General features: G+C 60.3%; 17 protein-coding genes. 6 read left to right on the forward strand and 11 right to left on the reverse strand.

Annotation, left to right across the window (positions count from 1 at the left end):
• Positions 1–24 precede the first annotated feature (24 nt).
• On the reverse strand, positions 25–1,515 hold the full coding sequence (locus H3T93_RS03985; RefSeq protein WP_186363864.1) for an ATP-dependent helicase: 1,491 nt from the start codon (positions 1,513–1,515) through the stop codon (positions 25–27).
• Positions 1,516–1,618: 103 nt separating this feature from the next.
• Between H3T93_RS03985 and H3T93_RS03990 the strand changes: the two genes are divergently transcribed.
• Positions 1,619–3,259 carry a phosphotransferase gene (locus H3T93_RS03990; protein WP_144176768.1) on the forward strand — a complete coding sequence of 547 codons (1,641 nt, stop codon included), beginning with the start codon at positions 1,619–1,621 and terminating at the stop codon, positions 3,257–3,259.
• 89 nt (positions 3,260–3,348) lie between these two features.
• Positions 3,349–3,588: a DUF3107 domain-containing protein gene (locus H3T93_RS03995; protein ID WP_046322632.1), complete on the forward strand. Its 240-nt coding sequence runs from the start codon at positions 3,349–3,351 to the stop codon at positions 3,586–3,588.
• 64 nt (positions 3,589–3,652) lie between these two features.
• Here the strand turns inward: H3T93_RS03995 and H3T93_RS04000 are convergent, their stop codons facing one another.
• Positions 3,653–4,540, reverse strand: coding sequence for a PHP domain-containing protein (locus H3T93_RS04000; protein ID WP_144176766.1), 888 nt, complete (start codon positions 4,538–4,540; stop codon positions 3,653–3,655).
• A 71-nt stretch (positions 4,541–4,611) separates the two neighbouring features.
• Here H3T93_RS04000 and H3T93_RS04005 point away from each other — a divergent pair, with 71 nt between their 5' ends.
• A complete protein-coding gene (locus tag H3T93_RS04005) occupies positions 4,612–5,244 on the forward strand; it encodes a vitamin K epoxide reductase family protein (protein WP_144176764.1) in 633 nt (210 codons plus the stop codon).
• On the opposite strand, the gene dapF is transcribed toward H3T93_RS04005, so the two are convergent.
• The gene (gene dapF / locus H3T93_RS04010) at positions 5,245–6,210 is read right to left on the reverse strand and encodes a diaminopimelate epimerase (protein ID WP_144176762.1); all 966 of its coding nucleotides are present in this window, start codon (positions 6,208–6,210) and stop codon (positions 5,245–5,247) included. It abuts the gene before it with no gap.
• A 67-nt stretch (positions 6,211–6,277) separates the two neighbouring features.
• On the opposite strand from dapF, the gene murI reads away from it, so the two are divergent.
• Together murI and H3T93_RS04020 are read left to right on the forward strand one after the other, a co-directional pair.
• Complete coding sequence (murI, locus tag H3T93_RS04015; RefSeq protein WP_144176760.1) at positions 6,278–7,063, forward strand: glutamate racemase; 786 nt, start codon at positions 6,278–6,280, stop codon at positions 7,061–7,063.
• A gap of 68 nt (positions 7,064–7,131) precedes the next feature.
• Positions 7,132–7,983, forward strand: coding sequence for a patatin-like phospholipase family protein (locus tag H3T93_RS04020; RefSeq protein WP_144176758.1), 852 nt, complete (start codon positions 7,132–7,134; stop codon positions 7,981–7,983).
• A 70-nt stretch (positions 7,984–8,053) separates the two neighbouring features.
• Here the strand turns inward: H3T93_RS04020 and H3T93_RS04025 are convergent, their stop codons facing one another.
• Positions 8,054–9,022: an SPFH domain-containing protein gene (locus H3T93_RS04025; protein ID WP_046322627.1), complete on the reverse strand. Its 969-nt coding sequence runs from the start codon at positions 9,020–9,022 to the stop codon at positions 8,054–8,056.
• A 167-nt stretch (positions 9,023–9,189) separates the two neighbouring features.
• Between H3T93_RS04025 and H3T93_RS04030 the strand changes: the two genes are divergently transcribed.
• Positions 9,190–10,137 (forward strand): aldo/keto reductase, encoded by a 948-nt coding sequence (locus tag H3T93_RS04030; RefSeq protein WP_144176756.1) that lies wholly within the window; start codon positions 9,190–9,192, stop codon positions 10,135–10,137.
• A 122-nt stretch (positions 10,138–10,259) separates the two neighbouring features.
• Here H3T93_RS04030 and ileS read toward each other — a convergent pair whose 3' ends face one another.
• From ileS to H3T93_RS04065, 7 genes are all read right to left on the reverse strand, one after another.
• Positions 10,260–13,604 (reverse strand): mupirocin-resistant isoleucine--tRNA ligase, encoded by a 3,345-nt coding sequence (ileS, locus tag H3T93_RS04035; RefSeq protein ID WP_144176754.1) that lies wholly within the window; start codon positions 13,602–13,604, stop codon positions 10,260–10,262.
• Positions 13,605–13,920: 316 nt separating this feature from the next.
• Positions 13,921–14,631: a TetR/AcrR family transcriptional regulator gene (locus tag H3T93_RS04040; RefSeq protein WP_144176753.1), complete on the reverse strand. Its 711-nt coding sequence runs from the start codon at positions 14,629–14,631 to the stop codon at positions 13,921–13,923.
• Between the two features lie 19 nt (positions 14,632–14,650).
• Positions 14,651–15,412 carry a DUF624 domain-containing protein gene (locus H3T93_RS04045; RefSeq protein ID WP_144176752.1) on the reverse strand — a complete coding sequence of 254 codons (762 nt, stop codon included), beginning with the start codon at positions 15,410–15,412 and terminating at the stop codon, positions 14,651–14,653.
• Complete coding sequence (locus tag H3T93_RS04050) at positions 15,409–15,837, reverse strand: hypothetical protein (protein WP_144176750.1); 429 nt, start codon at positions 15,835–15,837, stop codon at positions 15,409–15,411. Before H3T93_RS04050 ends, H3T93_RS04045 begins: the two co-directional genes overlap by 4 nt.
• 616 nt (positions 15,838–16,453) lie before the next feature.
• Positions 16,454–18,109 (reverse strand): sugar ABC transporter substrate-binding protein, encoded by a 1,656-nt coding sequence (locus tag H3T93_RS04055; protein ID WP_198214734.1) that lies wholly within the window; start codon positions 18,107–18,109, stop codon positions 16,454–16,456.
• A gap of 37 nt (positions 18,110–18,146) precedes the next feature.
• On the reverse strand, positions 18,147–19,058 hold the full coding sequence (locus H3T93_RS04060; RefSeq protein ID WP_144176749.1) for a carbohydrate ABC transporter permease: 912 nt from the start codon (positions 19,056–19,058) through the stop codon (positions 18,147–18,149).
• Between the two features lie 9 nt (positions 19,059–19,067).
• On the reverse strand, positions 19,068–19,991 hold a 924-nt coding region (locus H3T93_RS04065), incomplete at its 5' end, for an ABC transporter permease (protein WP_198214735.1).

Below are 19,991 nucleotides of genomic sequence, written 5' to 3' on the forward strand. Positions count from 1 at the left end.
TTCCGGGGGCCGAATCGGTAGCACTCAGCGGTGAATGAACCGGCTTGGGGCGCGTCGGACGAAGGCGCTGCCGTCCTTGTGCTCCGCGTAGGAAAGGTAGAGAGTGTCCTCGGCCCGGGTCACCCCTACATACATGAGGCGACGCTCCTCCTCCAGGGCATCCCCTTCCGGCGGTGAGCCAAAGGGAATCAGCCCCTCGGCACAGCCCACGATGAAGACATGGGCGAACTCCAATCCTTTGGCGGCATGAATGGTGGAGACCGTGACCCTCCCCTGGCCCATGCCACCCTCCAGCTGCTCCAGCACCTCCTGCTTGCTCAGATCGACCGACTGGTTCTGCCAGCCTGACTCCGTGCGCACCCGGTAGCCGATTCCACGTTCGTGCAGGGCGCGGCAGATCAGGGTCTGCTGGGCGTTGATCCGCGTCAGGATTGCAAACTGGCCGGGCCGGGCCCCCTTCCGAATCATTGAAGATATACGAGAGGCGACGGCTCCAGCCTCATCACCATCATCCTCATAACGGGTCATCACGACCCTGCTGCCCTCCTGACGGGCTGAGGTCAGCTTCAGATAGTCACCACGCACCGGGGAGCGCGCCAGAATGCCGTTGGCGTAATGGACAACCCTTCCCGTGGACCGATAGTCGGTGGACAAGTCCAGGTCAGCCCTAATGCCCGGGAATTCCTGGGGGAAGTTCAGCAGGTAATAGGAGGTGGCCCCCGCGAATGAGTAGATGGTCTGGGCCGGGTCCCCCACCACGCACAGGTTCTGCCTGCCGTTGAGCCAGAGTTTGAGCAGCCGGTGCTGCAGTGGCGAGACATCCTGGTACTCGTCCACGGTCAGCCAGCCGATTAGATTTCGGATATCTGCAGCAGCCTGGCCATCATCTTCCAAAATGTGGCACACCAGCAGGAGAATATCGTTGAAGTCCATCTGGTTGTGGGCGGCCTTGGAGCTCTCGAAGACCGTGTACAAGTCGGCCATCCGATCAGCCTCCAGACCGGCCGGCGGCAGACGGTGACTGGCCGAGCAGACCCGAACATAGTCCTGGGGGGCGATCAGCCCCACCTTGGCCCAGTTGATCTCAGCAGTCAGGTCCCTGACCTGGCCCGGGTCGGCCTCCTGCCCGCAGACCCGCTGGTAGGCGGAAGACACCAAGGGGCCCACATCTTCAATCAGATCGGGAGGGTAGGTCTCACTGACCTGGGGCCAGACCCGCCTGAGCTGGTGCAGGGCCGCCGAGTGAAAGGTCGCCGCCTGCAGGGAGGACGACACGCCAAGCTTGGTCAAACGATCACGCATCTCGGCCGCAGCACGGACCGAAAAAGTCACTGCCAAGGTTCTGGATGGCTCCCAGCTACCGCTGGCGCAGGCATAGGCCATCCGCCGGGTTATGGTTCTGGTCTTGCCAGCCCCGGCCCCTGCGACGATCCGCACAGGCCCGTCAAGCACGGTAGCCGCCTGCCGCTGGGCGGGATCCAGACCCTCCAGCAGTCGTTCCTCATCCTCATGCATACCCCCATTGTGTCAAAGGCCAATACCGGAACCAGCGGCGGCGTGCCCATGTGGTCAAGTGGGCAACCGCATCCACAACAGTCCTTGTATTATCCTTGAGAATGTGAGTGAACGAACGAAGCTGACCCTGGCCGCCCTGGCGTCGGCCGCCATGCCCGAGGTGCCCATGACCGGCGCGCGGGACTGCGACCAGCTCAGCAGCCTGGACCGTGCACAGGGCGTGGACTGTGCCGTGGTCCAGGACGCGACCGGCAACGTCTACGACGTCTGGGCCACCAGTTCGGAGGCCGGCAAACGCCGGCTGGCCGCTCGCGTCAAGGCGGCTCAGGCCCTGGCCGATGCCAAGGAGATGGCGGCCATGGGCTTCCGGGTCGAACGCATCCTGGCCTACCAGCCCGGCGAGAGGGCCGACAGTCCGACCGGCACCACAGCTGTTGCCGTTATGACCCACTGCCCAGGCCGAATCCGTCCCCTCCACCTGCTGACCATGAACGAATGCACCGCAGCAGGCACAGCCATCGGCGCCATCCATCGGGTGCGCCCTGATTTTCTGAAAACCCACGGCTATCCGGCCTTCTCCACTGCCCAGATCGCAGCACAACTGCGCGGATGGATCAAACGGTTGCGCATGGACGGCCACGTGCCCAAGGAAATCACTGATTCATGGGCTTCCATTGTGGCGACCGACGGACTCTGGTCCTTTGAAACCTGCACCGTGCACGGAGGCTTCTCCGACGGCGATTTGCTCTATTCAGGCTCCGGACTCAGCGGGGTCTACGGCTGGCAGAACATGCAGGTCAACGATCCAGCTCGTGATCTGGCCTGGATCTTCGCCAAGCTGGACGGGTCCCGTCGCAACGCCGTCATTGCAGCCTACGGCAGGATGATGGGGGCCCGGCTGGATGACCTGATCATGCTCCGAGCCAATCTTTGGCTGCAAATGGAGCAGGTGGGCGAGTTCATCACCGCTCTCGATCATGCAGACAACGAACGGATCATCCAATTCAAGGCCCAAGTTGAGCGCCTGGCTCAGCAGCTGGGCGATCATGAGCAGGACCAGCGCGCCCGTCGCCAGCAGCAGACACCAAGTCCGTCACCCGCTGGCGCACCCTCAACCATCACTGTTGGCACTCTGTTGGGCGACGATGAGGCTGAAGACCCCTCTGCAACCAAGCCACAGGAGAATCCGACGCCAGAGCCAGCCTCCGCCTCGACAGAAACGTCGGATGAAAGCTCGGCCACCATCGCCATCAACAGGGTGGAAATGGCTGACCTGGCTCTGGCCCAGACCGTCATGGACCACTCCGATGCCAGGAATAAGCCCATCAAGCAGGCCCAGAGCACAGACCTTGGCACCGACGCCCAACCCGAGCCACCAGCTGTTGCTTCCGTCCCCCAGGAAGAGAAATCAGGCCTGAGCGATCACTTCCGCGGCATCGGCAATCCGGTCACCGGCGACGAGGATACAAATGGCGAAGCGGAACCGCAGGCTGCAATGAGCGTTCCGTCCGCAGACCCGTCCGGGAACAATCAGCCTTCGAATGCCACTGAAGCGGGAGAGGACGCTTCCCAACCGCATGATGCATCGTCAGCTCAGACCCTTCCAAGCAATCAGGCCGAGACCATCGTCATTCCCAAAAAGCCCCTGCCCGAACAGATTCCCACACTCACTGCAGAGGGACAGACATCGGCATCGCCGCCGGAGACCGGCTCTGCCCAGGAGGAACATCACGGGGACGCTTAGAGCGTAATCACCCGGGTCAGCGAATAATGAGACCGGAAGATCCGTGGACCGGCAGGTCTGGGCGACGGAGAAAAACCTTGGAGGTAGCAATGGATATCGAATTTGGCATCAAGAATGTGGCCCGCACGGTCAACTTCAGCACCAACGCCAAGGCGGACGAGGTGGCGGCCCACATCGCCCGGGCCCTGAACGAGGGCGGACCCATCGATCTGGTGGACGACAAGGGTCGGCACATCATCGTCCCCAAGGAGTCCTTGGGCTACGCAGTGGTCGGTTCCGACACCACCCATCCTGTGGGCTTCGGTGTCCTGGGAGGCTCCTCCGACTGAGGTTGTGCTCGCCTGACGGGGGCGACCGTATCCTTCTGGTCCGGCCGCCCTCGATCTGTATTCGCTAACCCTCCCAGGCCACCGGACAACTTCCTTTGGCCCTGTCCACGATTTGGGCCACCACCTGGCCACTGGTGCTGTTCTCCCCCATGCGATTGGGCTTGCCTTGTCCATGCCAGTCCGATCCTCCAGTCACCAGAAGCCCCCAGCGCTGGGCCAGAGCCAGCAGTCGTCGACGCTGCTCGGGCGGATTGTCCCGGTGCCAGACCTCCAGGCCTCCCAGCCCCTCCCTAGCCAATGCAGCAATCTGCTGGTCGGAGAGCAGAACAGGATTGCGGCTGACAGCACCGGGGTGAGCAATGACCAAGACACCGCCTGCATGGTTTACAGCTGCCAGCACCTGGTGGGTGGTCGGCGAAGGCGTAGGCAGGTAGTAAGGGCTGCCGGAGGAGCAAACCCCGGCGAAGGCCTGGCTCCGGTCGGCATATACACCGGCTTTGACCAGGGCATCGGCGATGTGCGGACGGCCCACCGTGGTCTTTGATCCCTCCTTGACCTGGTCCAGCACATCCTGCCACGTGATCGGATAATCCCGTGAAATCCGTTCGACCATAGTCCTGGTTCTGGTCAGCCTGGCTTCCCTGGTCTTGGCGAAGAGCCCGGCTATGACCGGATCCTCAGGATCGTAAAGATAGGCCAGCATGTGAACCGATACGCGGCCATCCTGCGCGGTGATTTCGGTGCCAGGCAGCAGGGGCATCCCCAAGTCGTGGGCCGCCTTACGAGCCTGATCCCAGCCCGCATTGGTGTCATGGTCTGTGATGGCCAGACCTTCCAGACCCAGCTGCTGCGCCTGCTCAACCATCCCCCTGGGCGTCACGGTGCCGTCGGAGAACACGGTGTGGCAGTGCAGATCCCAGCCGGAGGCCTTAGCAGTATCCTCATGCGTCATGCCTCCATCCTAAACTCGTGAACGATTCAGTGTCCCAGAGAACCTTCCCGACCATTAAGGTGATGGACTCCATGAGCGAACCGACCTCTTCAGCATCACTGCAACAAGGTGTCAGATCCTTCTTCAGCTATCTGATTGCCGCCTTGGCCTCACTTGCAACCCTCTACGCCAGCCTGGTCCTGTCAGCGGAAACCCTGCAATTGGCACGGCACCCCCAGGGCCAGCTCAGCTGTGACATCAACTCTGTGGTCTCCTGCTCTGCCGTGGCCCAGTCCCCCCAGGCCGAACTGATTCGCCTGGGCACCCTGCCGGTCCCCAATGCCTTTCTAGGATTGATGGCCGAATCTGTCTTCCTGACGCTGGCCGTAGTAGGCCTCTGCCGGATCAAGATGCCGGCGCTGCTGGCGGCGGGAACATGGTTCGCCTCGCTTGCCGCCCTGGCCTATGCACTCTGGCTGTTCACCCAGTCGCTCTTCGTCATCCACGCCCTCTGCCCCTGGTGCCTGGTCATGACCTTCGCCACCAGCTTGCAGTTCATGGCTTTCAGTCACGCCACGGTCGTCCAGCAGGGTCTGCCGCGCAAGAGGCCAAAATGGCTGCAGACCTACTACCAGCGGCACTTCGATCTGATGGTCGACCTGATCTGGCTGGTCGCTCTGGCAACCATCGTCCTTGCTGTGGAAGGATCCGCCCTCTTCAGCTGATCAGCAACCGGGAATATTCTCCAGGGTCAGACGGGCCACCATTCTGGCCGGTCCTGTCAGCCACACATCCTTCGGATCCACGTCCACCTTCAGACTGCCTCCACCTACCTGAATGGTCCAGTGATCGACCCCGGTCAAAGCTCGAAGCAGCACTCCGCTGGCGCACAAACCTGTCCCGCAGGACAAGGTCTCGCCTACGCCACGCTCATAGACCCTCATGCTGGCCCGACCGCTGCCATTATCAGTATTCAAGGCGTCCAGACGCAGGAATTCCACATTCTGTCCCTCAGCCAGCCCGGGCCTGACCCGGGGGGGAGCCGACAGATCCAGATCGCCCAGGTCAGGCAGATCAGCTCTGGACAGCAGGTCGGTCACGGTCCCAGGCAGTTCCCCGGTCTCCAATTCGGCAGCGGCTGAAGCCAGAACGACTGCATGGGGATTGCCCATATTCACCAAGGTGCCAGGAGCCGAGCCTCTTAGGACCTCGCCGTCGACCAGCTGTTGCCCCACCGGGCCCATCCGCCAGGCTCCGACCTTGACCTTGAACACATGCTCGCCATCGCACTTCATCGGACTGCGCGAGACAATCCGCTTGACCCCTGCCCGGGTCCCCAGCAGAAAGGAGGATCCCTCCATGGTCGGCGTCAGCCCCTGCTTCTGAGCGAAGAGGGTGACGGCCCGCGTCCCGTTGCCGCACATCTGCGCCAGTGATCCATCGGCGTTGCGGTAGTCCATGAACCACTGACAGCCGAAACGGTCACAGGCATCCACCTGCTCCTGGTTCAAGTCGCTGACATCGGCCGGATGGGTCAGCCGGATCACCCCGTCGGCTCCGACCCCGAAATGCCGGTCGCACAGCCACCGCACCTGGTCTGCCGTAGGTTCCAGATCCCCCCGGGGATCGGCGTAGACCACGAAATCGTTGCCGGTGGCTTGCATTTTGTAAACAGTCCGGGGAATACTCATGCTTGTAGCGTACGGCCCTTCGGCGACAGGCTAGGCTGGTTCTTCGGCTGCGAAAGGAGCAGATCATATGGCATCAGATGCACCGATCGGGATCTTCGACTCCGGGCTCGGCGGTCTGAGCGTCACCGCAGCCATCCAGAAGCTTCTGCCCCAAGAGAATCTGCTCTACTTCGGCGATTCCGCCTACGCCCCCTACGGCACCAAGGAGCCGGCCCAGATTGCCCGGCGCTGCCAAATCATCGGCGACCGATTCATGGATCAGGGCGTAAAGGCCATGGTCATCGCCTGCAACACCGCCACCAGCGTCTGCGTGGATGAGATGCGCCAACGCTACCCGGTTCCTGTCATCGGCATGGAGCCAGCCCTGAAGCTGGCTTGCACCCGAGGCGGAGGCCGACCCCAACGGGTTCTGGTCACGGCAACCCCGCTGACCTTGAAGGAGGCCAAGTTCTCGCGCCTGATGGCTCGGTTCTCCGGCAGGCACACCATCCTCACCCAGCCCTGCCCGGATCTGGTGACCATTGTGGAGTCTGACAGGCTGAATGACCAGGCCCTGGTCGAGGCCACCCTGCACCGTTATTTGGACCCCTATGATCTACAGACACTGGACGCCTTGGTCCTTGGTTGCACCCACTTCGTCTTCTTCCGCCAGTCCATCGCCCGCATCTGCCCGCCCAGCCTGGCACTGATCGACGGCAACCCGGGAACGGCCCGCCACCTCAAGGATTTGCTGGCCCAAGACGATGCCCTCAACCAGGGTCCTGGTCCCGGCAGAGTACAGATCGCCAACTCTGATTCCTCATCGGCTATGCTGGATTTGTCCAAGCGGCTGCTGGCCTCCTGCCGCCCCTGAACAGCTTGTCCAACGTTCACGCATAAGCTGTCATCAAGCGCGGATCTCTGTCAGAAAACGAGGTGCTCATGGCACGCAAAAGAACAGCCGTCATTGACGTAGGCGGCGGCTACCGGTCCATCTTCGGTGCCGGCGTCTTCGACCGCTGCATGGAGCAGGGCATCACCTTCGATCACTGCTACGGGGTCTCGGCTGGCAGTGCCAATCTGGCCTCATTCCTGTCGGGCCAGCTCAGACGCTGCTACCGCTTCTACACCGTTTACTCCTCCCGCAAGGAGTATGCGAGCGTGAGCAACTTCCTGACCAAGCACACCTTCGTCGACCTGGACTACGTCTACGGCAAACTTTCGGCGCACAATGGGGAATGCCCGCTGGATTACCAGGCTCTGAAGGCCAACCCGGCCCTGTTCACCGTAGTGGCTTGCAAGGCCACTGACGGATCCACCGTCTACTTTGACAAGTCCGACCTGGCTCAGGACGACTATGACATCCTCAAGGCCTCATCCACCGTGCCGGTAGCCAACAAGCCCTACATGATCGATGGAGTGCCCTATCTGGACGGCGGCATCGCCGACCCGGTGCCGGTCCGCAAGGCCATGGACGAGGGCTATGAACGCATCGTTCTGGTTCTGACCCGCCAGAGGGATATTCTGCGCGAGCAGAAGAAGGATGTCCTGCCGGCCCGGATCCTGTCGAGGACCTATCCAGCGGCCGGCGAGCGCCTGATGGAGCGCTACCGCACCTACAATGACGAGGTCGCCTTGGCCAAGCAGGCCGAAAAGGAGGGCCAGGTGCTCATCCTGGCCCCGGACAGCCTGTGCGGGCTGACCACACTGAGCAAGTCACTCAAGGGACTCAACGCCATGTACGACAAGGGCTATCGGGCCGCCGAGGCCATAGCCGACTTCCTGGAAAGCTGAACCCCGTCCCCGCACGACTCTCCATGCGGACTTTTCCTTTTCCTGTTTTGGTCGAGCTCTTTTACGAACCTTACAGTATTGGCGCCCCGGTCTCGCTCTCTGTGCCTGCACTCCTGCGACCGTGGCGGGGATCCGCACTCCCCTGGCTGCTCTGGGCAGTCATCAGCGCTGCGGTCATCTGGTTGAAGAGCTCGTTGTAGCCGCCGGGGGTCGCCGCTGGCAGAACCAGAGTCTTGGCATTGTCGGACTCGGCCAGCGAACGCATCACATCCAGATATTGGTTGAAGAGCACCACGTTGTTGACAGCATCGATATCCATACCTACGGCCCGAAGACTGTTGATCTGATCCACAATGCCGTTGGCGATCTCCCGCCGGTAGTTGGCCTGGCCCTCGCCCTGCATCCTGGTCTTTTCGGCATCCGCCCTGGCCTGGGTCTCAATCTCGATCCGACGGGCCTCGGCACGCTCCCTGGTGGCCTCCTTCTCACGCTGGGCCGCATTGATGGAGTCCATGGCCTGCTTGACCTGGGTGGAAGGATCGATGGCGGTGACCAAGGTCTTGATGACCGAAAATCCGAAACGCTGCATCTCCTGGCCCACGGTCTGCTGAACGTCGGAGGCGATGTCATCCTTGCGGGCGAAGGCGTCATCCAGGCTCAGCGCGGGAATGGCTGACCTGAGAGCATCCTCCATGTAGGAGCGCAGCTGGCCCGCCGGATCGACCAGCTCGTAGTATGCCGTAGCCACGTTGGCCGCCTCCACACGGAACTGTGCGGAGACCTCCACAGTGACGAAGACATTGTCTTTGGTCTTGGTCTCCAGCTTGACGTTCAGCTGATTGACCCGCAGGTTGGTTTTGGCAGCTATCCGGTCCACCAAGGGGATCTTGGCATGGATGCCCGCCAGCACCACACGGTGGTACTTGCCGAAGCGCTCAATGACGTCTGCCTGCTGCTGGGGAACCACGAAAATCCCCAGGAGGAAGATGATCAGCGCCAGGACCAGCACGGCGATCACAATGGCGATGCCTAGATGCATGAGTGTTCTCCTTCGAGCTTAAAACCCTTGGATGCCGGACCTGAAAACCGCACCATTCCGGCCTTCCCTCTCATCACCATACATGATGGACTCGTCTGAATAATCTGTTCGGGCACTGAAGCCGTAATAGACTCGGCTTAACAAGCCTTCAACCCGAAAGGATGAACATGGCAAAACTACGCGGCATCGACGCCGAAATCTTCCCCCTGGTCCTTGGCGGCAACACCTTCGGATGGACCAGCGATGAATCTGTGTCTGACCAGGTTCTGGACGCCTACACGGAAGCAGGAGGCAACCTGATCGACACGGCTGATGTCTACTCAGCCTGGGCCCCCGGCCACTCCGGCGGCGAATCCGAGATCGTCCTGGGCCGCTGGCTGGCCAAGAATGGCAACCGCAACAAGGTCCTGGTGGCTACCAAGGTCAGCCAGCACCCCCAGTACTCCGGTCTTTCGGCCAAGAATATCGAGGCCGCTGCCGATGCCTCCCTGCTCAGGCTGGGCTTGGATGTAATCGATCTCTACTACGCCCACTTCGACGACAGCTCCACCCCCTTGGAGGAGACCGCAGCAGCCTTTGACAAGCTGGTCAAGGAGGGCAAGGTCCGGGCCATCGGCCTGTCCAACTACACACCGGTCCGGATCCGCGAGTGGTTCAGCATTGCTCGCAAGGAAGGCCTGACCCTGCCGGTGGCCCTGGAGCCGCAATACAATCTGGTCTACCGCAAGGACTATGAGAATGGCCTTATGCCAGTTGCCAAGGACGAGAATCTGGCGGTCTTCCCTTACTTCTCACTGGCCTCGGGCTTCCTGACGGGCAAGTACCGGACCATGGACGACCTCAAGGGCAAGCAGCGTGAGGGCATGGTCAAGGACTTCTTCACCCAGGAGGGGCTGGATGTGGTCGCCGCCATGGACGGCATCGCCAAGGCCCACGGGGTCGAACTGGCCACCGTAGCCCTGGCCTGGCTCAACCACAGGCCTGGGATTGCGGCCCCTATCGCCTCTGCGCGCATCCCTGAGCAGCTGCCGGCCCTCCTGGCCGCTGCCCATCTGGAACTGAGCGACAAGGATATGCAGACCCTGGACCAGGTCAGCGACAAGGTCAAAGGCTGATCTGCAAACTTCGCTGCCTACTGCACGGCCAAGTGTGCCACAAGCGGACACCCGGCCAGGTAGGTCAAATGGAAAAGGGCTTCCATCTGATACAGGATGGAAGCCCTTTTGTACAGCTACGATCAGGCCTTGACCAAATTGACCTGCGGCTGATCCAGATCGCTGGCGTTGACGGTCAGGCTGGTGGCCAGGGTCTCTCGGGCGATCAAGTCGCTGAACTGCTGGGCCTTGGGGGCATCCTCTCCGGGCAGGGTCAGGGTCAGATGGATCCGGTCAGCGATGTCCAGACCTGCGGTCTTCCGGGCATCCTGAACCTGGCGAATCAGATCCCTGGCGTAGCCCTCGGCCAAGAGATTGTCATCCAGCTGGGTGTCGAGGATGACGAAGCCACCGGTGGGCAGGGCTGCAGAGGCCGATCGATCGGCCTGGGAGTCGTCCTCCTGCTCGATCCGATTGTCCAGTTCGTATTCACCTGGCTCCAAGGCCACCGGTCCGTCGGGGGTAGTGACGACCACATGGCCGTCCTGCTCAGACCAGTCGCCCTGCTTGGAGGCCCGGATGACGAACTGGACCTGCTTGCCCAGTCGGGGTCCGGCCGCACGGGCATTGACCTTGAGATCGTGGATGATTCGCAGGCCATGCTGGCCGGCCTGGTCCAGGGTGCAGAACTCCACATCCTTGATGTTGAGCTCGGACTTGAGCACGTCCACATAGGAGCGGGCCGCATCGGGGTCACGAACCACCACGGTCAACCGAGACAGGGGCTGGCGGACGCGGATCTGCTCGGCCTTGCGCAGGGCCAGGGTGGCCGAAACCACCTCGCGGACCTTCTCCATGGCGGTTACTAGGGCAGGATCGTCGCGCAGGACCTGTCCCAGCTGGGTCTCCTGCCCGGTGGCCTCGTCGGCCAGGAAGGGCCAGTCGGCCAGATGTACCGACTCACCGCCGGTCAGCCCTCGCCAGATCTGCTCGGCTTCCATGGGCGCCAGCGGGGCCAGAACACGGGCAAAGGCCTCCAGGACTGTGTAGAGGGTGTCGAAAGCCTGGTGATCCTCGCTCCAAAAGCGGTCGCGGTTGTTGCGGATGTACCAATTGGTCAGCACATCGATGAAGTCAGTCACCGCATCGCAGGCTTCCGAGATGGCGAAGTCGTCCAAGGCCTTCTGCACCGACTGGATCAGCCGACGGGTCCGTGCCAGCAGGAAGCGATCCATCTCCGGCAGGTCGGCCACACGGTCCGGTGTCAGCGCCTGGGCCTGGTAGCCGGCGCCCTTGTTGGCCGCATTGGCATAGAGCGTGTAGAAGTAGTATGAGCTCCAGACCGGCAGCATGACCTGACGGACCGTGTCGCGAATGCCATCGGCGGTGACGACCAGGTTGCCGCCGCGCAGGATGGAAGAGCTCATCAGGAACCAGCGCATGGCATCGGATCCGTACTTGTCGAAGACCTCATTCACGTCCGGATAGTTACGCAGGTGCTTGCTCATCTTCTGTCCGTCGGAGCCCAGGACGATGCCATGGCAGATTACGTTCTTGAAGGCCGGCCGGTCGAAGAGGGCTGTGGACATGATGTGCATGGTGTAGAACCAACCGCGGGTCTGACCGATGTACTCCACCACAAAATCGCAGGGATCCCTGTCTTCGAAATACTGCTTGTTTTCGAAGGGGTAGTGGAACTGGGCGAAGGGCATGGAGCCTGACTCGAACCAGCAATCCAGCACATCGGTGATTCTGTGCATGGTGGACTTGCCGGTCGGATCGTCGGGGTTGGGCCTGGTCAGCTGATCGATCCAGGGCCGATGCATGTTGATCTGCCCCTTGTCATCGGTCGGGTAACGGCCGAAGTCCTGCTTGAGCTCATCCAGGGACCCATAGACATCCACCCGAGGGTACTTGGGATCGTCCGAGACCCAGACCGGTATAGGCGAGCCCCAGAACCTGTTGCGGGAGATGGACCAGTCGCGGGCGTTGGCCAGCCATTTGCCGAACTGGCCGTCCTTGACATTCTCGGGGATCCAGTTGATCTGCTGGTTGAGTTCCAGCAGGCGGTCCTTGATCTTGGTCACGGAGACGAACCAGCTGGAGACCGGCTTGTAAATCAGCGGGGTGCCGCAACGCCAGCAGTGTGGGTAGGAGTGGACGTAGCTCTTCTCCTGGAAGAGGAGAGCGCGGTGCTCGGCAGGAATCTGTGCCAGGGGGCCGTCGCCTGCACGCAGGTTGCGGACGATGGGCATGTTGGCATCGAAGGCCTGCATGCCTTGATAATCGGGGCATTGCTCGGTGAAGACAGCACCAGCATCGAGGACGTCCACGCTGCGGATGCCCTTGGCATTCAGGGTGTTCATATCGTCTTCGCCATAGGGAGCCTGGTGGACCAGGCCGGTGCCCTCCACAGTGTCGACGTAGTCGGCCGTGTAAATGGTATAGGCATTGGGGCCGGGGGTGCCGCCCTCGGATTCGGCCTGCTCTCCGGCGAAGTAGGGAAAGACCGGCCAGTACCGCCAGCCTTCCATCCGGGACCCCTTGAGGGTGCGGACCACCTGGTAGTCCTCCCCCAGCTGCTTGGCGTAATCGCCCAGACGGGCCGTAGCGATGTAGAAGCGCTTGCCGGCGAATGGTCCGGACACCGGACTGACCTCCGAGTACTCGATGTCAGCGCCGACAACGATGGCAAGGTTAGTGGGCACGGTCCAGGGAGTAGTGGTCCAGAAGACCGCATAGGCATCCTCGTCCCTGAGCTTGACGGCCACGGAGACGGTGGTGTCCTGCCGGTCCTGGTAGACATCGGCATCCATGCGCAGCTCGTGGTTGGACAGCGGGGTCTGGTCCTTCCAGCAGTAGGGCAGCACCCGGTAGCCCTCATAGGCCAGGCCCTTCTCATAGAGGGTCTTGAAGGCCCACATGACCGACTCCATGTAGGAGACATCCAGGGTCTTGTATCCGTGGTCGAAGTCCACCCAGCGGGCCTGACGGTGGACGTAGTCCTTCCACTCGTTGGTGTACTTGAGCACAGAAGCGCGGCAGGCGTCATTGAACTTCTCGATGCCCATCTGTTCGATCTGATCCACGCTGTCGATGCCGAGCTCGCGCTGGGCCTCCAGCTCGGCGGGCAGGCCGTGGGTGTCCCAACCGAAGACCCTGTTGACTTTGTGGCCCTTCATGGTCTGGTAGCGGGGAATGACATCCTTGACATAGCCGGTCAGCAGGTGACCGTAGTGAGGCAGGCCGTTGGCGAAGGGCGGGCCGTCAAAGAAAACGAACTCGTTGTCGGCATGATCGCCGGATGGACGACGATCCACCGACTTGTTGAAGGTGTCGTCCTGATCCCAATAGTCCAGGACGGACTCTTCCATGTGGGGGAAGGAGGGATTGGGCGTCACCTTGGCCAGAGCCGGGTCCACCACCGCCTTGGGATAGACTTCGCCATCCCGATTTGTCGCATCTGAGGTATCAGTGGTCTGATTCACCGTTCACGCTCCTCGCTGGTCGTTCATGTCGCCATGTCGAGGACGAGGAGCCCATGAGGCCCACCGCGGTACCACCTCGCTTGCCCGGCCAATGACCCGCGCCGGACCGCTTGAACTGGGCTATGCGGGCCCGCCCGTCGGTTCTACTGAGGACCGCTACAAGCGTTCCCGTTCTTCCGAGGGCTCCCCGCTGATGACGGATCAAGGCCCACTATGAATGGATAGTATCATCGCCTAAGGAAAGAGGGGAATCCGGTTCACCAGGCGGACAATTCATTAGGCGGACCCGTTCCACCGCACCGCTGACTGGGCCACCTCACCCCCAACCTCCCCCTGTCCCAGTGTCAGGTTCGCCCTCCCGGCCAGTCATCTGGTTTCCCAGCGCGGCCGCTACGATCACATGCATGGCGAAGGAGAGGGTCCGGACCATGTCAATCTGCCCCTCCTCCCCCTCATCCATCAACCACTGGAGCTGGAGGCCGTCCATAAGAGCCAGTATGGATGAAGAGGCCATCAGTGCAAGATCCCGGTCCACTGCCTTTCCCCGGTCGCGGCCCAGCTCCACCATCCACTCGGCCACCTCTTGACGGAGACTGGCATACCGTTCTCTGAAGAATGGATGGCCGGGATTCCCCTCGGTGATGGATTCCGAAGAGAGCGTGATGAAGGAGCGGGCGATCTCGGGATTGCGGGCATGATTGACGATGGTCTGCAAGAGGTGATCGAAACCAGCACTACCTCCGGGCATCTTCCTGTCAGGGAGGTCGGCCACTTCGGCTTGATCATTGTATCTGAGGACCTCAATCAGGAGCTTGCGCTTTGAACCGAAATGGTGGAGGATGCCGGCCCGAGTCATCCCCACCTTGTCGGCAATCTCCTCAAGGGTACCCTTGGCAGCCCCCTTCCGGCCGAAAACATCAAGGGCAGCCTTCAATATCTCTTCCCGCTTGTGCAGAGTCTCAGGGCGGTGGCGGGTGTGATCACCACCATCGCTCGGCCCATCTGTCTTCTTCACCTTCCGGATCATGCCAGCTTCTCCTTCCCCTTCATCGCCTGCCGGGGCCAGGTCGGTCTCCGCCATCAAGACCATCACCCCCTGTGGACCGTTCACTGCCTCTGCCTTTTGCCTGATCTGGACGGGCTCGGACCGGCAGGGCCCCGCAAGCTCGACGAAAAAGCCAGGCCTGGAGGAAGGCCAGGAGGGAGCCGGCAAAAAGGAGCCATAGTGGCCAGAGTCTAGGCAGGAAGATAGGAAGCAGGCAGGTGAGGGCTAGGAGGAGGAACATTCCTCCGCATTCCAGGACATGCCCGACCCCCACACCTAGCGAAGTCCTCAGGAGTTTTCCAAGGGAGGGGTTCTTGAGGCTCTGGTCCGACATAATGGAGGCTCCGGCTCCGCCAAGGTCGGAGGACAGACCCAAGGCCAGGAGGGGGAAGAGGGGCATGGCCGCCAGAAGAAGGAAGGCCACCAGGACCATAAAGGTAAGGAGGACCGGTTGAGACCCCCGCGTGAGATTTGCCAAAAGGAAGTAAGCCCCCACTAAGGCAGTTAGCACGGCCACGACCAGGAGCCAGACCTGGGTCGACCTGGCCAGGCGTGCCTTGAAAGCCTTCCAATAGCGGACACCCACCCGGACAGTTCCCTCCTCCTGCAGGGCGAAAACCACAGCGAAAAGGGCAGTCAGTCCGGCCCCAACCGTCACCAAGGGAAGGCAGGAGACGAGAAAAAGAAGGTTCAACTTGAGGAGCTGCCAGCCCTTATCCAGGCAACGGTAAAGGGGACCGTCCAGAGCGAAGATCCTGCTCATAGGCCCTCCACTGGGCCCGGTCCGCAGACAAGGGTCACAGCCATCACGGTCCAGAGGGTCGGTTCCGCCTCCTGACTCCGGCGGCCGAGGACGAAACGGACCCCAATTCTGATCTTCCTCCGTCGTCTGTTGTAAAGGACAGCCACCTGGCTTCCGTCAGTGTTCCCAAGGGGAAAATCGGACAGGTCGTCGGCCTGTTCCATACTGATCCTTCTGGCGACTGGCCTGATGAATCGACTAAATCGGGCAAGACCGCAGCAGCCCAGATTACTGGTAATCCTTCCTCTTCGGTCCTCCGTGACCAGGTCTCGACAGGTACTGGTACCGAATCCGGAGATGACCTGCCCGCCCTTCTTGTCCAGCGTGAGATTCCACAGGACCAGGCAGCGGGCCTTATGGCGCATGAACTCGATACCAATGGACATCAGGCGGGCCAAGTTCTGGTGAAGTCTGGGTATCCACTCTCCCTCCGAACCCTCCGTGACACAGGCCCCGTAAACAGACCTCGGCGCGCTGACCTTCGCCTGACTTTCGGGTCTGATGTCATACCAGCAACAGGCGATTCCGTCTAGGACCCCACACGCCATGTCGATGAGGTCCCATATGTAGTCTGTCCGGTTCCAGTTGTGGTCATATCCCAGGATATTCGTTTGCAAACCGGTCCGGTCCAAACCCCGGCAGAGATCCTTGCGGATACTGAAGGAGAAGTTTATAAGGAACCTGCCCTCCCGGCCACCGTTGGGGTCGTCATAGGTGTTGGGGCGGTGGGAACAGTCATAGAACCACATTGGGTTGCGCAGAAGAGACAGGCTGATTACCCGCGTCAGGTCGGAGAGGGCCCTCATGAGGCACCGCCCGGTTCGAGAAGGCAAACGGTAGCAAACCAGGTAGGTAGAAGGATCGGTCGCCAGGATGACGCTCGGACAGCCTTCACCTATCTGTCGACCGCCCCGCCAATCAACGGCTCCCCTTCCAACCGGCTTAAGTTTTTCACTTACGTGGCCTGCCCTGCTGTTGAGGAAAATCCTAATCGTCATTCCCTCAGCTCCTGGTCTGCGAACCCTTGAGCCTGTTCAGGTTGGCAGCGATCTTTGCATCTCGTATCTTATTGATTTCGTCAATCCTGTTCTCCTTTTGGAACTGGCCGTACTGCTCCACCAAATTTTTGAAGTCCTTTTCGGATCCGCTCCTCATCAGGGAGACCAGGATGGTCGACCATTTGGTCTCGATTGCCGAGTAGGAACGAGCCTGGAGAGTGCCCTGGTCGGGGGCTATATTCTCTATCTCGTACTGGGTGGTCAGCCAAGGCTGTCCGAAATTCTGGATCTGACGGACCGCATCGGTAAAGGAATCCGGGTTGAGCGCCTTGTAGCGATCGTGGCCAAAGAGAACGAATTCGGCCATCCGGTATTCATTCTGCCACTTCTTGCTGTCGGTCAACCTAACCTTGTTGGCTTCGGGTGTCCACCTGACAATCTTGCCCGGCCCCCTGGTGTAGGTCTTCCCCTCAAACCCATAGTTGACCAACATCTGCCCATAGTCGCTCAGAAGGTAGGTGAAGACCTGGATGGCCTTGGAGGGATTCCGGCAACCCTTGCTGATGAAGTTTATGGTCCAGCCGCTCAGACCAGTATCGGTTAGTGTGGGTTTGCGCCCCTGAGTGCTGCGCAGACCGTCGATAGCCACATACTGGCTGTCGGGATGGGCGGTGGCCCACGTCTGGAGCCAGAGGCCGTGGTTGACCACGCTGGCCATGAATATACTGGCATACTTGCCTGACTGTATCTTCTCATTGAAGGCATCGCCGTCATCAGCGAAGGAATCATCGGATATCCCACCCGCAGCGTGCAAACGGCGGAAGGTGTCCAGCCAGGTCAGATAGTCCTTGTCCTCCCTTCGATCGTAAAAGCGGTGGCCGGCCTTGGTGGTCGGGACTCCCAGAGTGTTCTGCAAGGTCACGTCCAGAGAGGAATTGGTCCCGTTGAACTCATTGAAGCCAAAGGGGATCAGGTCGGGGAACTTCTCCTTGATAGCCCTCATCCCAGCCAGAAAACCCTCCGGAGTGGTGAAATCCTGCTTTCCGATGGCAGCCAACACATCCTTGCGGATAATGAAACCGCTTGAGGCATGCACGGTCCCGTCCCCGTAGTCCTTCTCCGTGTTGGAATAAGAGGGGTATCCGTAGGTTTTCCCATCGTCTTGACGATACCAGTCCATGGTCTGTTTGGCCGTCACCTTGTGGAAGTACGGGTCGTACTTGTCGGCCAGGTCATCAAGGGGGTATGCCCAGTTCTTGGCTGCCTTGACCACCCGGGAGTTGGCGTCCAGGACGGTGATCAGATCCGGCAGGTCACCGCCGGCGAAATAAGTATTGAGTTTGCTGTCATCTCCCGTGACGAACTCGATGTCCACATTCAGGTCCTTTTTGATCTGACGGGTGACCATGTCCTTTCCGAAGGACTTGTTCCACCAATCGGCGTTGACATACCACAGGAGCTTGTTGTCCTTACGTCCGTCGATCTGCCAGGCCGGCTTGTCGGGTGAAGGACTGTAGGCCGGGGCTGGCAACTGGGCCACCGTGTGCGATGTGTAGCTGTTGTCGATCCCGCAGGCCGCAAGACCACCCAAGACCGCTGGGATCATCACCACCGCGCAGAGGGACTTCAACCTTCTGCACAAAATCGTTTTCTTACGCATGAATGCTCCTTAGCTCTTCTCGATCCATGACGACCAGTCAGCCCTTGACCGCACCGGCCATGGAACCACTGATGAAATACCGCTGAACGAAGGGGTAAAGCACCAGGATGGGCAGAACCGTGATGATGATGGTAGACAGCCTGACTCCGCGCGAGGTTGTATCGAGGACTAGATGACCCATGTTGGCGTTCTGTGTGGCCGCTTGGGACTGGACGATTATGTCGTACAGACGCATCTGAAGCGGGTATAGAGCCTCATTGTTGACATAGAGCTTGGTGGTCATGAAATCGTTCCATTGGGCCACCCCGTGGAAGAGACCGATGGTGGCGACCCCGGGCATCGACAAGGGAAGAACCACTGACCGGAAGACCCTCCATTCACTCGCACCGTCGATCCTGGCCGACTCCATCAGGGAGTCAGGAATCTGGCGGAAGAAGTTCATCAGAATGATGATGTCGTAATAGCTGAAGAGGGCCGGGATTATGTATACCCAGAAAGTGTTGAGCAGTCCCAGGGACTTGATCAGGAGGAAGGTGGGGATCATCCCACCGGAGAAGAACATGGTCACGATCCCCATGGCCGAGTAGAGCTTACGCCCTGCCAGGTAGGCCTTGCTCATCGGGTAGGCGAAGAGGGCGCAGAATAGGGTGTGGCATACCACTCCCACACCCGTCTTGGCCACAGAAATGAACAAGGCGTTCCACATGGTCTTGTCCTCCAGAACGTAGGTGTAGTTGTCCAGGGAAAACTCCTTGGGCCAGAAGGCTACCCCCCTTCCCAGGGCCTTGGAGGAGGAAAACGACGAGATAACGATGTTCCATACTGGTACGACGATCAGAAGGGTGAAGACCACCAGAAGGGCGCAGTTGACGATGGTAAAGGTGACCGAGCTGTGGCGGATCCTCCGGCTCGGAGCGACAGAAGCAGCATCTTGTTTGACTTTGGGCATGGTTCCTCCTCAGAGCACCGACTGGTTGTCGTTGAGTCTTTTGCTCAACAGGTTGGTGGCCACCAGGAGGATGACCGATATGACCGAAACCCCCAGGCCGACGGCTGTGGCATAGGAGAAGTCGCCCTGTGTCAGACCCATTCTGTAGACGTATGAGTTGATAACCTCCGCCTTGGGCTGGTTCTGAGAGTTCATCAGGACCAGGGTCTGGTCCAGGTTGGAATTGAAGAGAGCCGATACGGAGAGGATCAGATTGAGGGTGACCATCCCGCTGATTTCAGGCAAGGTGATGTGCCATATACGCTGGATCTTGGATGCCCCGTCCATCTCCGCCGCCTCATAAAGGGAAGGGTCGATGTTGGACATGACTGCCAGGTAGAGGATGGTACCCCACCCGGCCTCTTTCCACACGTCTGACAAGGAGGCTATCCCCCAATATTTGCCCGCATCCAGAAGGTAGTTCGTATTGGCCTGGAAGCCAAAAATCTGAAGTATCTGGTTGAGCAGACCGTTGGATGAGAGCCAGCTGATCATCATGCCTCCCAGAATGATCCAGGAGAAGAAGTGGGGCAGGTAGGTCAGGGTCTGCACGATTTTCTTGAAGGGCCCCCAGGGAACCTCGTAAATCATGACGGCCAGGATGATGGGCAGAATGAAGCCCAGTATCAATTTAATTGAACTGATGCCCAGGGTGTTCCAGACGGAATCCCAGAAGTATTTGTCCGACAAAATAATCCGGAAGTTGTCCAGGCCCACCCAGGGGGAGTCACCGATGGTATCGACGACGGTGTAGTTCTTGAAGGCCAGCACCAGACCATATATTGGAATGAAGTTGAAGACCACCATGAAGAGGATGCCTGGAGCGATCATGACCTGCAACTGCCACTGACGCCTGAAGCGGGAAAACCAGTGGCTTATAAGCCCCCCCCCCCC

The organism is Bifidobacterium sp. M0404 (genome assembly GCF_016101415.1).
GTDB classification, from domain to species: Bacteria; Actinomycetota; Actinomycetes; order Actinomycetales; family Bifidobacteriaceae; genus Bombiscardovia; species Bombiscardovia polysaccharolytica.

Bases quoted from the DNA above. Each gene is read 5' to 3' on its own strand.
- H3T93_RS03985 (WP_186363864.1), bottom strand. From the start codon at position 1,515: ATGCATGAGGATGAGGAACGACTGCTGGAGGGTCTGGATCCCGCCCAG.
- H3T93_RS03995 (WP_046322632.1), top strand. From the start codon at position 3,349: ATGGATATCGAATTTGGCATCAAGAATGTGGCCCGCACGGTCAACTTC.
- H3T93_RS04000 (WP_144176766.1), bottom strand. From the start codon at position 4,540: ATGACGCATGAGGATACTGCTAAGGCCTCCGGCTGGGATCTGCACTGC.
- H3T93_RS04005 (WP_144176764.1), top strand. From the start codon at position 4,612: ATGAGCGAACCGACCTCTTCAGCATCACTGCAACAAGGTGTCAGATCC.
- dapF (WP_144176762.1), bottom strand. From the start codon at position 6,210: ATGAGTATTCCCCGGACTGTTTACAAAATGCAAGCCACCGGCAACGAT.
- murI (WP_144176760.1), top strand. From the start codon at position 6,278: ATGGCATCAGATGCACCGATCGGGATCTTCGACTCCGGGCTCGGCGGT.
- H3T93_RS04020 (WP_144176758.1), top strand. From the start codon at position 7,132: ATGGCACGCAAAAGAACAGCCGTCATTGACGTAGGCGGCGGCTACCGG.
- H3T93_RS04025 (WP_046322627.1), bottom strand. From the start codon at position 9,022: ATGCATCTAGGCATCGCCATTGTGATCGCCGTGCTGGTCCTGGCGCTG.
- H3T93_RS04030 (WP_144176756.1), top strand. From the start codon at position 9,190: ATGGCAAAACTACGCGGCATCGACGCCGAAATCTTCCCCCTGGTCCTT.
- H3T93_RS04040 (WP_144176753.1), bottom strand. From the start codon at position 14,631: ATGATCCGGAAGGTGAAGAAGACAGATGGGCCGAGCGATGGTGGTGAT.
- H3T93_RS04045 (WP_144176752.1), bottom strand. From the start codon at position 15,412: ATGAGCAGGATCTTCGCTCTGGACGGTCCCCTTTACCGTTGCCTGGAT.
- H3T93_RS04050 (WP_144176750.1), bottom strand. From the start codon at position 15,837: ATGTCCATTGGTATCGAGTTCATGCGCCATAAGGCCCGCTGCCTGGTC.
- H3T93_RS04055 (WP_198214734.1), bottom strand. From the start codon at position 18,109: ATGCGTAAGAAAACGATTTTGTGCAGAAGGTTGAAGTCCCTCTGCGCG.
- H3T93_RS04060 (WP_144176749.1), bottom strand. From the start codon at position 19,058: ATGCCCAAAGTCAAACAAGATGCTGCTTCTGTCGCTCCGAGCCGGAGG.